This window comes from Streptomyces sp. SM1 (assembly GCF_002910825.1).
In the GTDB taxonomy this organism is placed as follows: domain Bacteria; phylum Actinomycetota; class Actinomycetes; order Streptomycetales; family Streptomycetaceae; genus Streptomyces; species Streptomyces okerensis.
Window position 1 is genome coordinate 26382 of record NZ_NEUB01000652.1, and the last position, 14740, is coordinate 41121.

General features: G+C 69.2%; 21 protein-coding genes. 15 read left to right on the forward strand and 6 right to left on the reverse strand.

Annotated elements, in window-relative coordinates:
* Positions 1-199 precede the first annotated feature (199 nt).
* A complete protein-coding gene (locus B9S61_RS17220; protein ID WP_037929265.1) occupies positions 200-460 on the reverse strand; it encodes a WXG100 family type VII secretion target in 261 nt (86 codons plus the stop codon).
* A 333-nt stretch (positions 461-793) separates the two neighbouring features.
* Between B9S61_RS17220 and B9S61_RS17225 the strand changes: the two genes are divergently transcribed.
* The 4 genes from B9S61_RS17225 to B9S61_RS17240 are packed head-to-tail and all read left to right on the forward strand — an operon-like array spanning position 794 to position 3520.
* On the forward strand, positions 794-1096 hold the full coding sequence (locus B9S61_RS17225; RefSeq protein ID WP_103543075.1) for an SAV_915 family protein: 303 nt from the start codon (positions 794-796) through the stop codon (positions 1094-1096).
* Positions 1097-1155: 59 nt separating this feature from the next.
* On the forward strand, positions 1156-2571 hold the full coding sequence (locus tag B9S61_RS17230; protein ID WP_258039702.1) for a hypothetical protein: 1416 nt from the start codon (positions 1156-1158) through the stop codon (positions 2569-2571).
* A 19-nt stretch (positions 2572-2590) separates the two neighbouring features.
* Positions 2591-3175, forward strand: coding sequence for a DUF3592 domain-containing protein (locus B9S61_RS17235; protein ID WP_103543059.1), 585 nt, complete (start codon positions 2591-2593; stop codon positions 3173-3175).
* 42 nt (positions 3176-3217) lie between these two features.
* Complete coding sequence (locus B9S61_RS17240) at positions 3218-3520, forward strand: hypothetical protein (RefSeq protein WP_181007404.1); 303 nt, start codon at positions 3218-3220, stop codon at positions 3518-3520.
* Between the two features lie 109 nt (positions 3521-3629).
* Here B9S61_RS17240 and B9S61_RS17245 read toward each other — a convergent pair whose 3' ends face one another.
* From B9S61_RS17245 to B9S61_RS17255, 3 genes are read right to left on the reverse strand one after another with little or no spacing between them, the layout of a single operon-like run.
* Complete coding sequence (locus tag B9S61_RS17245; protein ID WP_258039698.1) at positions 3630-4397, reverse strand: hypothetical protein; 768 nt, start codon at positions 4395-4397, stop codon at positions 3630-3632.
* Entirely contained in the window at positions 4390-4719 is a 330-nt protein-coding gene (locus B9S61_RS17250) for a hypothetical protein (RefSeq protein WP_258039699.1), read from the reverse strand. Before B9S61_RS17250 ends, B9S61_RS17245 begins: the two co-directional genes overlap by 8 nt.
* 31 nt (positions 4720-4750) lie before the next feature.
* The gene (locus B9S61_RS17255; protein WP_258039700.1) at positions 4751-4984 is read right to left on the reverse strand and encodes a hypothetical protein; all 234 of its coding nucleotides are present in this window, start codon (positions 4982-4984) and stop codon (positions 4751-4753) included.
* A 641-nt stretch (positions 4985-5625) separates the two neighbouring features.
* Here B9S61_RS17255 and B9S61_RS17260 point away from each other — a divergent pair.
* From B9S61_RS17260 to B9S61_RS17305, 10 genes are all read left to right on the forward strand, one after another.
* The gene (locus B9S61_RS17260; RefSeq protein WP_103543063.1) at positions 5626-6354 is read left to right on the forward strand and encodes a hypothetical protein; all 729 of its coding nucleotides are present in this window, start codon (positions 5626-5628) and stop codon (positions 6352-6354) included.
* Positions 6355-6371: 17 nt separating this feature from the next.
* Complete coding sequence (locus B9S61_RS17265) at positions 6372-7223, forward strand: hypothetical protein (RefSeq protein WP_103543064.1); 852 nt, start codon at positions 6372-6374, stop codon at positions 7221-7223.
* Entirely contained in the window at positions 7220-8524 is a 1305-nt protein-coding gene (locus B9S61_RS17270; RefSeq protein WP_103543065.1) for a CpaF family protein, read from the forward strand. Before B9S61_RS17265 ends, B9S61_RS17270 begins: the two co-directional genes overlap by 4 nt.
* A gap of 107 nt (positions 8525-8631) precedes the next feature.
* The gene (locus B9S61_RS17275) at positions 8632-9591 is read left to right on the forward strand and encodes a type II secretion system F family protein (RefSeq protein ID WP_181007406.1); all 960 of its coding nucleotides are present in this window, start codon (positions 8632-8634) and stop codon (positions 9589-9591) included.
* A 14-nt stretch (positions 9592-9605) separates the two neighbouring features.
* Entirely contained in the window at positions 9606-10517 is a 912-nt protein-coding gene (locus tag B9S61_RS17280; RefSeq protein ID WP_103543077.1) for a type II secretion system F family protein, read from the forward strand.
* 64 nt (positions 10518-10581) lie between these two features.
* Entirely contained in the window at positions 10582-10833 is a 252-nt protein-coding gene (locus B9S61_RS17285; protein WP_103543066.1) for a hypothetical protein, read from the forward strand.
* A gap of 23 nt (positions 10834-10856) precedes the next feature.
* Positions 10857-11306 carry a TadE/TadG family type IV pilus assembly protein gene (locus B9S61_RS17290; RefSeq protein ID WP_103543067.1) on the forward strand — a complete coding sequence of 150 codons (450 nt, stop codon included), beginning with the start codon at positions 10857-10859 and terminating at the stop codon, positions 11304-11306.
* A complete protein-coding gene (locus B9S61_RS17295; RefSeq protein WP_103543068.1) occupies positions 11307-11732 on the forward strand; it encodes a TadE/TadG family type IV pilus assembly protein in 426 nt (141 codons plus the stop codon).
* An 11-nt stretch (positions 11733-11743) separates the two neighbouring features.
* Positions 11744-12193: a Tad domain-containing protein gene (locus B9S61_RS17300; RefSeq protein ID WP_103543069.1), complete on the forward strand. Its 450-nt coding sequence runs from the start codon at positions 11744-11746 to the stop codon at positions 12191-12193.
* Between the two features lie 400 nt (positions 12194-12593).
* Positions 12594-12821 carry a hypothetical protein gene (locus B9S61_RS17305; protein ID WP_103543070.1) on the forward strand — a complete coding sequence of 76 codons (228 nt, stop codon included), beginning with the start codon at positions 12594-12596 and terminating at the stop codon, positions 12819-12821.
* A gap of 54 nt (positions 12822-12875) precedes the next feature.
* Here the strand turns inward: B9S61_RS17305 and B9S61_RS17310 are convergent, their stop codons facing one another.
* Together B9S61_RS17310 and B9S61_RS40880 are read right to left on the reverse strand one after the other, a co-directional pair.
* Positions 12876-13202 (reverse strand): hypothetical protein, encoded by a 327-nt coding sequence (locus B9S61_RS17310; protein WP_103543071.1) that lies wholly within the window; start codon positions 13200-13202, stop codon positions 12876-12878.
* A gap of 24 nt (positions 13203-13226) precedes the next feature.
* On the reverse strand, positions 13227-13370 hold the full coding sequence (locus B9S61_RS40880; RefSeq protein ID WP_181007405.1) for a hypothetical protein: 144 nt from the start codon (positions 13368-13370) through the stop codon (positions 13227-13229).
* A 326-nt stretch (positions 13371-13696) separates the two neighbouring features.
* Between B9S61_RS40880 and B9S61_RS17320 the strand changes: the two genes are divergently transcribed.
* On the forward strand, positions 13697-14740 hold a 1044-nt coding region (locus B9S61_RS17320), incomplete at its 3' end, for a LysM peptidoglycan-binding domain-containing protein (protein ID WP_374936221.1).

The window sequence follows — 14740 nt, forward strand, 5'->3', positions numbered from 1 at the left end:
TCAGATTATGAGGTGGCGAGACCGAGGGGCAATTCCGGCGGCGTGAAGTTAAAGTCGGAAGTTAGTATAAATAGCGGATTGCGGGGTGGATTTCTGGTTTGGCGCAAACGCCGCCGGGGCGCCGGGACCGACCGACCTTGGGAGGCCGTGGTCCCGGCGCCCCGGCCGGCTGCGCACCTGCGCGTGATACGCAGTGCGATCAGGTGGCGCGCTCGATGTTGTCGGCGCTCGTGTTCGCGGACTTGCTGGCCTCGTTCAGCGTGTCGACCCACTTCTCGAAGGTCGGCTTCACGTCGCGCCAGTCGTCCCGGAACCGGTCGGCCTTGGGGCCCTTCCAGTAGCCGGAGCTGTCTGCCGTGGCGGACTGGAGGTCCTTGATCAGGACCTGAAGGTCGTGCGCCTTCCGGGCGTAAGTCTTCGACAACTCCCGGAGCCGTGTGAGATCTGCACCGCGATCCATGGCGATCCTCCCCGTGTCATCAGGAACAAGCGGACTGTCCGTTTGCAACAGTGGACGCTATCGCACCACGCACCCAGTTCCCGCCCGGCGCAGGGCGGGTTGGGGCGGTGAACGGGGCAACTCGTCGGCTTCCGGGTGGAGCTGACAATCTGGGCAGGCTCGGCTGTGGAGAATCCTGACGTTGAGGAAAGTTTCCGAATGGGGCACTGCCGCCAAGGTCGCCCTGCATGACGAAGGACGGCAGTGGGTGTAGGGCGGCGAGGGCCTGACGGGCAAGCAGAGGCAGCAGGGAGGAAATTGCCCGGTGCCCGGGCACCCTCGTAGTCTGTGCCGATGAATTCGGCTCAGTCCCTTGCAGAAGCCCCGGAAGTCCTGGTGGTCCCCACCATGTCGGATGTGCCGAGGGACGACGACGGCACACCACGGCTGGAGGGCACGGTCGATGTGATGCTCGTCCCTCTGGAAGCCGAGTCGGGCGGGACGCAACTCGTGGCTCTTGCCTTTTCCACCGTTGTCGGCCTGGTGGAGGCGATGGGGGAGGAGCAGCCTTGGGTTGCGATCCCGGCCGACAAGCTCGAAGAGGTGTTGGAAGGGTCGGGGGCTCAGGCGGTTCTCCTCGATCCGCAACCGGCGTGACACAGGGGGTTCACGGAATGGTCGATCCAAATTTCTCGGGAATAAATCCTGCGAACTTGATGAAAACGATAAATAGCCTGTCGTCTGGCAGTAAAATCCTTCATCAGGGAAAGATCGGCTATTTTGGTCGATTCCAGAAGTTCGGGCTGGATGCGAGTCATCTCGCCGAGATCGGGAAGGTGGCTTCCTGGGTCGACGACGAACTGCCTATGCTGCGTCGCCGTCAAGCTCTCGCGGCCGCCATGGAGTTCGAGGGTGTGGGTCCCAAGCCACCCATGGTCCAGTTGCGGGAGCCGGTATGGACCGTGCAGCAGGCGCACAACGAGGGCGAGGAGCTGGCCAAGGAGGCCGCGAACCTCGCGGCCATGGGCCCCGATGAGGCCGGTCCGGCCTTCCATCGCATAGCCGAGGAACTTGCCAAGCGCAGCAAGGACCCGGACTTCACTTCCGCCTTCTACGCCAGTATGGATCCCGACCTCGTCAAGAACCTCCCCATGGCCATCGCGGTGGCGGGTGCCCCGACGGCCAAGGAGGACGCCAAAGTCTTCGGTACCGCGTTCACCACCGCGGCGAGTGCCGAGAAACCTGCGCCGGGCTTCAACAAGGTGCTGGACCTTTTCCACGGAGACCTTCCCGAGGACGAGCCCGGCGCCATCTTCAATCGCGCGCTGATGCAGGGCGACGATCCCGACGTGTGGGACACCGCATGGAAGCACCTCCAGAAGGCGGTCACGGACCTCGGCGACCCGAAGGCGACCTGGACCGTGCACGCGGGCCTCGTGGCGGGCGTCTTCGGGGTCCAGTCGAAGCTGGCGGACCAGCTCTGGGACGAGGCAGGCAAGTTCTCCCAAGCGGCGAAGGCGGCCTACGAGCGGCGCATCAACGCCATGACGCCGGCGGAGCGGGCCAAGTTCAGGAAGGAGACGCGAAACAATGCCAAGGCTTCCAAAGCCGCGTCCCGACAGGCCGAGCGGACTTTCGCCAAGTACGGCCTGGGCTCGTTCTCCCGCCTGATGGAGGCGTCACTCGGTGATTCCGCCCGTTGGCTCGCCGACAAGGTCCCTCACATCAACATGCCTGCGGGCGTGAAGGGCGGCTGGCTCGCCAAGGGCTTCAGGGCGGGTTCACGTGTGCCGCTGGTCGGTTCACTGCTGACGATCGGCGGTATCGCGTACGACATCAAGGTCAACAATGCGGAGACCGATGTTGCCATAGCCTCCAACGTGGCGTCCCTCGGAGCCGGCATGGCGGGCACGTGGATGGGCGTGGCGGGTGTCGCGGCCCTCGGGGGCCCGGTGGGCTGGGGCGTGGCGGCCGGCATCGTGGTGGGTGTGGGCCTTGGCTACGCTGCCTACTACGCCCTCAATACCGATACCGGAAAGAAGGTGGTGAATGCCGTGAGCGACGCGGCAAAGGACGTCGGCAAGAGTATTGGTGGGGCCGCCAAGAAGGTGGGCGGCTGGCTAGGTTTTTGACGCGCAGGAGACGGATCCCATGGGGAAGAAGAAAAAGAAGCGGTCCCGGGACGACTGGCAGCCGCCTCCGAAGTCCGCGGAACAGCAGTCCCTGGACGAGGAGGTACAAAGGTTCCGCGCTGCGTGGCACCAACCGCCGGTGCCGCAACGGCGTCTGATCCTGGCGGTGTTCGTCGCGGCCCTGGCGACATGTGTGGCCTTCTTGGTCTTCCTGCTGCCCGCCCAGTCACTCGTGAACGACCTGCGCTCCAGAGGAGTGACCACCACGGCCGAGGTCACGGCCTCGCCGAAGAACAAGTACGGCGAGGCGGGCAACATCACGGTGCGATTCAGCGGCCCCGGAGGTGAGGTCGAGACCGTGCTCGCCGATTGGGGCGGGAAGCGCCCCGAAGGGCTGCTGGCGGGAGGCCGCGTCTCGGTGACCTACGATCCCAGTGAACCGACTCGTGTGCTGACGACGGAGTGGGTGGAGAGCCCGCCCGCCATGACGCTGCCCATGCTTGTCACGCTGATACTCACGCCCCTGTTCGCGGTCGGCGCGATCCTGCTGTCGATACGGCGCCGTAAGTTGCTCAGGGCGAGAGAGCAGGCCGCAGCGGCCTGACTCAGGGCACGTCATAAGGCCATGAACCGGAGGGAGCGACCCGTGACCGATCCCGAGCCCAAGGTGGACAACCCGAAGAGGAAGGACCTGGAGCAGCTGCGCCGCGACCTGGCGAAGGAGGTTGAGCAGCTCAGGAAGGCGCTGAAGGGTCCGACCGAGGACATCGGCGGTGACAAGGTCTGGGTCGGGAAGAACGCTCGTGCCTGGCACCGGGAACTGCAGGGCCGTCACAAGAAGCTCGGCGAGCAGGTCGACAAGCTGCTTCCCATGGTCGACGCGGCCATCCGGAACGAACCTGAAAAGGTGACGGCGGCGGAGGCCCGCTCGTACAACAGCGGTGCCTGACGGCGGGCCTGGAACGCATGACCCCCGAGAGCGGACCCAGGACCGGATGCGGCGGGGGTGAGCGCCGTGCGGCTGACCCCCGAAGGACGGCCGGTCCGAACGTGCGGGGTTACGTCTTCGTGCGGGTGATTCTCACTGCTTTCTCTGTCAAATCCGACACCTCGAACACAACACCCGCGAACTCCACCGGATCGCCGACGCGCACGTCCTCGTACGCGGCGGCCGGGATCGCCGCGCAGTTCGCCGCAACGCCGGCCGTTCCCTCGCCGGTGTCGAGGTACGAGACGGTGAGGGACAGACCCGTGGGGAAGCGCTGGACCCCGCCGTTGCCGACGAGGGACAGCTCCTCACCCTCGGCCGGAAAACCGGCCGCGGCCGGGACTTCAGGATTGGTCGTGAAGCACAAAGGAGCGTCCGCCGATCCACCCACCGCCTCCATGGACTTGGGCGCCACGGCGAGTGCGGCCTTGTCCGCGGAGGCCTTCGGTTCGAGGACGACGCGGTACGAGCAGATCTGCCGGACGGTGTAGGAGCGGTCGGAGACGGTCACCTGCCCACCGGGCTCGACCGTCCACTGGCGCTGGCCGGACTCGTACCGGTCACCCTCACGCAGGGTCGCCTTGCGTGTCGTGCTGTCGGCCTGGGCCTCGGTGTACTGCACGCCCACGTCACCCGGCAGTTGGAAGCCGCCGCCGCGCAGGACGTGCACCCCGTCCCGCGGCGCCTCGCCGACACACACCGGGCCCTTGTCCTTGGCAGCCGCCTGCGTGGTCGCGGGAGCCGTCGTGGGCTCCTCACCGCCCCCGCCGGACGACGATCCGCAACCGGCCAGCGTGAGCACCGCCAGCGCGGAGCCTGCGATGCGGTACCTACTCACCGGCCTGTGCACCGGCTTCCTCCTTTGTCTCCGCGGGGACACGTTCCAGGACGACGCGGGCCCGGTATTCGACCTCCGTCACCCGCCAGGCGTCCCCGGTGATCTCCACCGTGCTCCCGGGAACCAGCTCGTCGTATTCGGCGACGAGCTGCCCGTCGCGGCTGACCTGGATCCGGCCGTGCACCGACGGCCGGGCGAAGATCGTCGCCACGATCCGGTGCGTATGGCCCTCGTGTTCCACGGTGTACGGAATGTGGTAACGAAGCACCCAGCGACCGTCGAACTCGAACGGATACTTCACCTGCGGACGGTCGGTTGTCACTCCACTCACCTGCCGGGTGTCATGGGCGTCGTCACGGGACATCGAATGCCTCCGGCGCCTGGAAGTACTGGTTGAACTGTTCCTGCGTCACGGTGATCGGCGGGTAGCCGGACGTCCCCCAGGGGTTGCCGAGGATGACCTTGCCGTCGTCGGTGAAGCCGCGGACGTAGTAGGCGTGGTTGCTGTGGTAAGTGCTGCCCCATTCCTTGGGGTGGTTCTTGTCCAGGCTTTCGTCGGCCGGTGTGCCGTCAGGGTGAGGGCGCACCACCAGACCAGCGGTCCGCGCTGGATGCGTTCCAGAGTGCGGCGCCGTTCCGTGAGCAACTCGGTCACCACCGCGTCGTCCGTGTAGTCGATGCCGTGGCGCACAGCTGTCGCGCGGACCTTCTCCAACAGGCGTGCGTCGTTCGCCAGAGCCGAACCGTTCAGCGGAAGCGGTTGCGTTCGAGTCTTCGTCACTTTTGGGTCCCCCTGTCCCCGTAGGTCCCGTCACGGGCCCGGGCGAAGATCATGGCATGGCCGCACCGTGCCCTCGTGAGTGAATCGTGCAGGACTCATGTGCGGTGCGTGATGAACCGTATGTCGACCGTGGTCGCCGGGGTGTTGTGGTGATTCGCTGCCGCACAGTCGGCCCGCCGTTCCCAACTGGGTTGTTCAACAGTGGAATTGCAGAGGGGTAACGGTGTGGGCGGTGGGGTGCGTGAGGTGGGTTCCACCTTGAGGGGCCTATGGGTGGCTGATACGGTGCGATGGCTTGACAGTCACCCTCAGCGTTGGCTATTCGCCCGGGTTGGGCGAGTAGGACCGGCCCGTCGCGCATGTCCGTGCGCGAGCGGAGGTGGGTGAAGTGTCCAGAATTTCTGGAAACTTGGCAGACATCGCCTTGGGTGTACGGGGAGCTGTGGCGTGAAGATCCAAGAACGTACGGGGGCGGGCGCCGGCCGTTCCGCGGCTCCGGCCGGGCCGGCGGTCGGCGACCGGCTTCCGACCCCCCCTCGCGAGCGCAAGCCGGCGCTGGCCGCCCTGGCGGTGCTGCTGATCCTGGTCGGTGCGCTCGGCGCCACGATGCTCGTGCTGCAGGCCGGGGAGCGGATCGAGGTCGTGAAGATCACCGAGGAGATCCCCGCCGGACAGACGGTCACCAATGCCAACACCACGTCGGTCATGGTCGCCGAGGACCCGGGGATCCACTACGTCGAGTGGTCGCAGCTCGCCGCTCTGAAGAAGCTGAAGGCCGTCAGCACGATCCCGGGCGGCGTCGTCGCCGTCGGGGAGATGTTCGGTGAGGAGGCCAAGGTCCCCGCGGGCAAGGCGCTCGTCGGGCTCTCCCTCAAGGAGGGGCAGTACCCGACCGGGCTGAAGTCGGGGAACACCGTTGCCGCCTACCGCGTCGGTGGCACCTCCCGGTCCGACTCCGACGAGGCCGACGGCGGTTCCTCCGGCTCGGCCGGCGGAGGCGACTCCGTGATCGTGGAGCAGGCGCGCGTGGACTTCGCGCAGGAGACGAAGAGCGACGGCCTCGTCAGCAGCACCAACAAGCCGGTGACGCTGCTCGTCGACAGCGCCGACGCCGCGGCGCTCACCCAGGCCGCCTCCAACGGCGAGGTGGCTCTCGTCCTCGTTCCTGGCAACTAGAAGGCGGCACCCGACCCATGGCCCTCATCGCCCTCGCCGCCGACAAGGGTTCCCCCGGCGTCACCACCGCGGCCGTCGCCCTCGCGGCGGTCTGGCCGCGGCGGGTGCTGCTCGCCGAGACCGACCCGGCGGGCGGTGACCTCGTGTACCGCAGTGCCGCCGCGCACGGCGGGCCGCTGAACCCGAACACCGGGATGCTGTCCATCGCCGCGACCGCGCGGCGCGGTCTCGTGCCCGATCAGCTCTGGGACCACGTGCAGCCGTTGAGCGGCGGGCTCGAAGTGCTCGTCGGACTCGGGATCGCCGAGCAGGCGGCCGGCCTCGCCGGGCTGTGGCCGACGCTCGGGCACGCCTTCGCCTCGCTCGCCGACTCCCCGCACGCGCCCGCCGACGTCATCGCCGACTGCGGGCGGATCAGCGGGGACACCCCGGCCGCGGAGCTGTTCCCGCACGCCTCCCTCGTCCTGCTCCTCTCGCGCACCGAGCCCGAGGCGCTCGCGCGCGTACGGGACCGGGCCGCCGCGCTCGCCGGGAAACTGCACGGCGGGCCGCGCGGTGCGGCGGCCCTCGGCAACCCGCTGATCGGCGTCGTGCTGATCGCCGACACCGGCAACGCGGCCAAGCTCGCGTCCCAGGTCAACGACATGCTCGTGCGCGCCCAGACCGGTGCCCGGGTGGTCGGCACCCTCGCCGACGACCCGGCCGGCGCCGAGCAGTTGGCAGGGCGCCGGCGCGGGCGGCTCGACAAGTCGCTGCTGATCCGTTCCGCGCGCAAGGTGACGGCCGACGTGTATCAGCAGTACGGCGCCGCCTGGACGGTTCACGCACAGGCTCAGCAGCCGCCCCAGGCGCACGGAGCCGGGCGATGACCGTCGACCATCAGCTGGTCAAACGGTTCCGTCAGGAAGCCGGCGACCGGATCGCCGAACAGCGCCGCCTCGACCAGGTGGCCGGCGTCACGCCGATGTCCACCGAGGACGAGCGGCAGTACGCCCGTGCCGTCATCGCCCAGATACTGGAGGAGTACGCCCGCACCGAGATCAACGCGGGCCGTACGCCACCGGACGCCGAGACCGAGGAGCAGTACGCGGCCGCCGTGCACGCCGCGCTGTTCGGGGTCGGGCGGCTCCAGCCGCTGCTGGACGACCCCGAGGTCGAGAACATCGACATCAACGGCTGCGACCAGGTGTTCGTCGGCTACTCGGACGGCCGTGAGGTGCGCGCTGACGCCGTCGCCGAGACCGACGAGGAACTCGTCGACCTGATCCAGGTGCTGGGCGCGTACTCCGGTCTGTCGTCCCGGCCCTTCGACTCCGCCAACCCCCAGCTCGACCTGCGGCTGCCGGACGGTTCGCGTCTGTCGGCCGTCATGGACGTGACCCGGCGGCCCGCGCTGTCCATCCGGCGTGCGCGCATGGGCAAGGTGTTCATCTCCGACCTCGTCGGCAACGGCACGCTGACCCCCGAGCTGGGCCACTTCCTCGCCTGCGCCGTCCGGGCCCGCAAGAACGTCATGATCGCGGGCGCCACCAACGCCGGCAAGACGACGCTGCTGCGCGCCCTCGCCAACGAGATCCCGCCGCAGGAGCGGCTGATCACCGTCGAGCGGGCGCTGGAGCTCGGCCTCGACACCTTCCCCGACCTCCACCCCAACGTCGTGGCGTTCGAGGAACGGCTGCCCAACTCCGAGGGACAGGGCACCATTTCCATGGCGGAGCTGGTGCGCCGGTCGCTGCGTATGAATCCCTCCCGCGTCATCGTCGGTGAGGTGCTCGGCGACGAGATCGTGACCATGCTGAACGCGATGTCCCAGGGCAACGACGGTTCGCTGTCCACGATCCACGCCAACAGCTCCAGCGAGGTCTTCAACCGTATTTCCACCTACGCCCTGCAGGCGACGGAGCGGCTGCCCATCGAGGCCAGCCAGATGCTGATCGCGGGCGCGGTGAACTTCGTGGTGTTCATCCAGCGGCGCAACGACTACCAGAGCGGCGGCCGTCTCCAGCGCATGGTCACCTCCGTGCGCGAGGTCAACGGCGTCGACGGACGCGTGCTGTCCAGCGAGGTGTTCGCCCAGACCGCCGACGGGCAGGTCACCGCGCACGCCCCCATAGCCTGCCTGGAGGAACTGATGGCCTACGGCTACCGGCCCAGCGGAACGTGGGGGTGAGCGAACCGGTGACCGCCACGACCACGATGACCACCACCACGGCCACCACCACGGCCACGGACTTCACCCCTCTCGCCGCGCCCGGTTCGCTCGACTCGCTCGGCGCCATGGGCGGCCTGTTCTCCACCACCGTCCTGTACGCGCTGGCGTCCGGTGTAGCGGTCGGCGGCGGACTGGCCCTGCTCGCCGTCGCCGTACGCGGACTGCCGGCGAAGCCCGAGCACGAGAAGCAGAAGGCGAGCGAGCGGGCGAACGAACTGGTCCGGTTCGCCGGCCGGCGCGGCTCCCTCGCCGCGCTCGTCGGTCTCGCCGTGCTGCTGCTGACCCGCTGGACGGTCGCCGGGATCGCCGCCGCCGTCCTCGTCTCCTTCTGGGACCGCCTCTTCGGCGGGGCCGCGGAGGAGAAGGCCGCGATGCGGCGCGTGGAGGCGCTGGCCTCCTGGACCGAGTCGCTGCGCGACACCATCGCCGGCGCGGTGGGCCTGGAACAGGCCATCCCGGCGTCCGCTCGGGCCGCCGCTCCCGTGCTGCGCCCGCACCTCGACGCGCTCGTCGACCGGCTGCGCTCCCGCACTCCGCCGGCCGAGGCGCTCCAGCAGCTCGCCGACGAGATCGACGACGCCTCCGCCGACATCATCGTCGCCGCCCTCATCCTCAACGCCCGGCTGCGCGGACCCGGTCTGCGGCAGGTGCTGGGCGCGCTGGCGAAGTCGGCCCGCGAGGAGGTCGACATGCGGCAGCGCGTGATGGCGCAGCGCTCCTCCACCCGGCGTTCGGTGCAGATCGTCGTCGCCGTGTCGGTCGCGTTCGTGCTCGGGCTGGCCATCTTCAACCGGGAGTTCGTCGAGCCGTACGGCACGGCGGTCGGGCAGCTCGTACTGGCCTGCGTCTGCGGGCTGTTCGCGCTCGGCTTCTGGTGGCTGCGCAAGCTGTCCACCATCGAGACGCCCGAGCGGTTCCTGGTGCGCGACGAGCCGGCGGTGCTGTTCGTGCGTCCGCGGACGCCCGGTGCCGTGCCGGTCCGGCAGCAGTCGCCGCTCCATCCGGAAGAGGGGGTACGCCGGTGAGTGACGAACTGACGATGCCGGTCGTCGTCGGCGCGGTCATCGGACTGGGCGTCTACGTCCTGGTGCGGGCGCTGATGCCGGCCAAGCGCAGTGCGCTCTCCCAGGTCGCCCGGATCGACGCCATGCGGGCGCGGGGAACGGCGCACGAGTCGGCCCGTACGGAGGCGCGGGACACCGGCCGTCTCGGCTCGCTGCGGGCCGAAGTGGGTGCCCGTGTCGCCGAGTTGTATCTGCAGCAGGGGTGGGAGCAGCGTTCGCTGCGCGCGGACCTCGCCGTCCTGGGGCGCAGCTGGGAGAAGTTCCTGGCGACGAAGGTGCTGCTGGCAGTGGCGGGCCTGTTCTTCGGACCGTTCCTCTTCGCCATCGTCTGGACGCTCGCCCTCGCCGACAGCCCGGTCGTCCCGGTGTGGATGGCGCTGCTGTGCGCGGCGCTGTTCTTCTTCCTGCCCGATCTGGAGGTACGCCGGGACGCCGCCGAGAAGCGGCGCGACCTGCGGCGGGTGATCGGCGCGTATCTGGACCTGGTGTCGATGAGCCTGGCCGGTGGCCGGGGTCTGCCGGAGGCGCTGATGGCGGCGGCCGAGGTGTCCGACGGGTGGGCGGCACAGCGTATCCGCAACGCCCTCGCCGACGCCCGGATCACCGGCATCAGCCAGTGGCAGGCGCTGGGGCAGCTGGGCGAGGAGCTGGGCGTGCAGGAGCTGAAGGACCTCTCCGCGTCGCTGGCGCTGGTCGCGGACGACGGTGCCAAGGTGCGCGAGTCCCTCGCCTCCCGCGCCGAGACCATGCGGCACCGCGAACTCGCCGAGATCGAGGGCAGTGCGGGTGAGAAGTCCCAGTCGATGCTCGTGGCGCAGCTGTTGCTGTGCGCGGGGTTCCTCGTGTTCCTGATCTTCCCGGCGGCGATGCGGGTGTTCCAGGTGTGAGAACCGCGGACCGTGAGCCGTACGTCAGAACTTCCGTGAACCGAATGCGAGAGGACAACGCGTCATGAACGGACGTACCTTCCACACCGGCATTCCCGCCGTGGACTTCCTGGTCACCTTCATGCGGGCCCGCGTGGAGCGTGCCCGCTCCGGCGAACTGGACCGCGGCGCCTCCGCGGTGGAGTGGGTCATCATCTCGGCGGTCGTCGTGGCGATCGTGGGCGCGGTGGCCGCGATCATCAACGCCGCGCTGAGCGACGGTGCCAACAAGGTCGGCGACTGCATCAAGGGCGCCAACGCGAGCGGTACCTGCTGACGGCCGCCACTTCTTCTACGGGGATGCAGGTGCGCGTACGTCGCTGGGTACGCCGACGGGTGGAGGCCGCCTCCGCCCGCGGCGAGTCCGGCATGACCGCGATCGAGTTCGTGTTCCTCACGCCCGTCCTGTTCCTCATGATCTTCGCGACGGTGCAGTTCGCGCTGTACTTCTTCGCCGATCACGTCGCCCAGGCGGCGGCGCAGGCGGGTGCGCGCAAGGCGCGTGCGACGGCGGACGCCCAGCCGGGCGGCTGGCGGGGCGAGGCGCGGGGTGTGGTGGACAGCTACATCCAGCAGCTCGGCCCGCAGTTGGTGCTGGGGCCCGACGTGAAGATGCTCCAGCCGGAGCAGGACACGGTGGGCGTGGAGATCACGGCACGCATCCCGACGGTGTTCCCGGGCCTGGACCTGACGGTGCACGCGCAGTCGGTGGGGCCGGTGGAGCGGTTCGTGCAGGAGGGGGAGAACTAGATGGGGTTCCCCCTGGGGGACGGACGGCCGGGGACGGACGACCGTGGGCTGTCCACCATCGAGGTGGTCATCCTCGCGCCGGTGATGCTCATGTTCCTGCTCGTCCTGGTGGCGTTCGGGCAACTGGTGGACGGACGCGGTGCGCTGGACGGTGCGGCGCGTGACGCGGCCCGCGCGGGCTCGATCCAGAAGGACCACGGCACGGCGATGGCCGAGGCGCGGACGGCCGCGGAGGCGAACCTCACGGACATCTGCTCCGGTCCGGTGTCCGTCGTACAGACCAGCCAGGGCTTCGAGCCGGACACCATCTTCTCGGTCGAGGTGAGCTGCGAGGTGCGGGGCCTCGCCGTGCTGGGCCTGGACATCCCGACGACCCTGACAGCGAGCTTCAGTTCACCGCTGGACCCGTACCGGAGGACGGCGTGAGCGCGGCACGTATGCGGGCATGGGCTTCGGACCGCCGTACGCGGCTGGACGACCGCGGCTCGGGTGCCGGCGCGGTCATCATCTTCGCGCTCGTCTTCCTGTCCCTGGCGGCGTTCGTCATCGACGGCGGCATGTCCATCTCCAAACGGGAGCGTGCGGCGGACATCGCGGAGCAGGCGGCCCGTTACGCCGCCCAGGACATCGACCGCGAGGCGCTGTACGACGACGTGGGCGGCCCGGCGCCGATCAACTACGAGAACTGTGACGCCCGGGTGAAGGCCTTCGCCCGCGAGATGGACATGTCCGGCCCGGACATCGCGGGGACACGCTGCGTGGCGGCGACGGTGGACGCGGTGGAGGTCGAGGTGCAGCTGACGTACGCGCCCGTCTTCACGGGCATGTTCTACGGCGGGGACGTGGTGGTGCGCGGGCAGGCGGTCGCGGAGAACGAGGTGGGCTGACGCCCCCGGAAGTGTCGCCCCGGGAAGTGTCACAGCCGCCCCGACCCGAGATATCCCTCGGACCTGCACACCGTTCACCGGAAGGCCGTACGGAGAGGGTGGGAACCCGCGGAGGCGGAGCGGATGGCGGAGATCCGGCCCGGGCGGTGATCCCGGGCGGCCCCGGGGGCTCCGTGAACCGGTGGGTCCTGTGAAGGCGGCGACTCATATGGTGACCGTATTGCCACAGTGATGAATTCGGTGACGGCCTGCCAGGCGCGGGCAACAGCAGGCCGCTGGTCGGCCGTTGTCCGGCGTGCTTTGATCGGTGCGCGCGGCTCGCCGGTGATCGGACCCGTTTTCGGGAATTCCGGCGAATTCCCCGCCGTCGCGATTCCTGACACGAACGGAAAGGCCAGTCATGACTTTCGCCCCGCAGGTAGAAACGGCCGAAATCTCCGACGCGGACCTGGACAACGTCTCCGGCGGACACTCCTTCTCCGCCGGCCTCGACGCGGGTGTGGCCGTCGTCGCGGGCCCCGGTTCCGTCGGCGTGGGTGTGTACGCCGAGGTGGGCCCGCTCAGCGTCTCCGCCGGTCTCGGCGGCTCGGTGGGTCACGCGGACGCCGTGCGCACCACGATGGTCTGAGCGTCGCCCCCGACGTGTCCCGGGCCCCGGTCTGTTCGCAGGCCGGGGCCCGGCTCACTTCTTGTCGCGCTTGTCCTCGACCGTCATCTTCTCGTTGACCTGCTTGGTGAGTTCGTCCTCGAGCTTCTTGAACTCCCGCACCACGGCGTCGGACATGCCGGCCAGTGCGTCGAGCTGCTGGGTGATGTCCTCACGGCCGTCCTCCCAGTGGGACTCGAAGTCGGAGAGCGCGTCGTTGACACTGCCGTCCCCGATGTCGTCCCGGTAGGACTCGAAGAGCTTCTTGGTGTGGTTCATCCGCTTCTTGAGGGACCGCAGGCGGCGCCCGTAGTCCTCCATCTCGGTCAGCGGAAGCGCGAGGTCGCTCTTTCCCTTGCCCATGAAACTCCCCCAGTGTGTCGGACCTCAGACGAACCGGAAGGTGCTCTTCACCGCGTCGGAGACGTCATGGAACGCCTCCGCGAGGTCGGGCACCGGGCTGGCTCCCGAGACGAGTACGACGTGGTCGGCGGTTCCCGGCACGGGGACGTACGTCTGGGGCAGCACCATACGCAGGGTACGGCTGTCACCCCGGGCGACGGGGACGTCCCCGACGCCGCAGGCCCGCGCGGCGACGCCGACCTCGGGGATCCTCGGCGAAAGCGTCCGGAAGGAATACGTGATCCTTGCAGCGCCGCTCGACCTCTGGGCCAGCGGGCCGTTCACGCCACCCGGGCCGAGGACCTGTTCAGCGGTTGAGCGACCGGTCCTGCGGTGCCGTCGGGGAGGTTGTGGCGGGAGGAACCGCTCCGCCCTTCGACTGCGGCCGTGCGAGTCAATAGGATTCCCCGCAGGCCCAGCAGACCCTCCTCCCACACGACCCCAGGACACCCGCCATGCCGCGACGCCGCAGTCCCAGCCCGTCCAGCTCGACGGCTCCGAGGAACCGGACACCGCAGCCGGTGCGGGTGCGGCGGCGGTCGTTCGGGGACTTCGTCAAGGCGTTCCTCGCCTTCGTGGCGTTGCTCGTGCTGCTCGCCGGGGTGCCGTTCGCCTTGGCGGTCACCGCCGGCTGGCCGTTGCCGGAGACGTTCGAGCCGATGGAGTGGCTCAAGCAGGACATCTCCGTCGGGACCTTCCTGTCCATCCTGACCTTCGTCGTCTGGCTCGCCTGGGCGCAGTTCACCGCGTGCGTGCTCGTCGAGATGAAGGCCGCGCTGTCGGGGGTCGGGGTGCCGGGGCGGGTGCCCGGCGCCGGACCGAGCCAGCTGCTCGCCCGGCAACTCGTCGCCGCGCTGCTGCTCGTCGGCGCGACCGCCGCCAGTTTCACACCGGGACTGGGGCAGTTGGGGCAGAGCATCGAGGGCAACCAGCGGCCCACCGTGGCCGCCGCCCAGCAGACCCCCGGCCTCTTCGCCCAGCAGCAGGAACAGGCCGCCGGTACCGCCGCCGCCCTCGCCGAGCAGGCGTCGCACGCCGAAGCGGCGCCGGGCAGCGCCGCCAAGCAGCGAGGGGACACGAAGTTCTACCGGATCCAGCCGCCCGAGGGACGTCACCACGACTCGCTGTGGGAGATCTCCGAGCGGCACCTCGGTGACGGACGCCGGTACAAGGAGATCTTCGACCTCAACAAGGACCGTACGCAGCCCGACGGTTCCAAGTTGTCCGAGGCCAGTCTGATCCGGCCCGGCTGGATCATGGAGATGCCCGGCGACGCGCGCGGCGGCGATCTCGTCGAGATGCCGGACGACGCGCCCGAGGTGTCGCCCGAGGTCCAGCAGCAGATCCGTGACTACGACAGGACCGGGGACCACGCGGAGGGCGGAGGCAGCGGCAGCGGTGCCGCCCAGGTCTCCGTGCCCGAGCAGCGGCCCGCCCCCGCGCCCGCACCCGGGAACGACGACGCCGGTCACCGCGCGCCCGCCGAGCAGCACGCCACC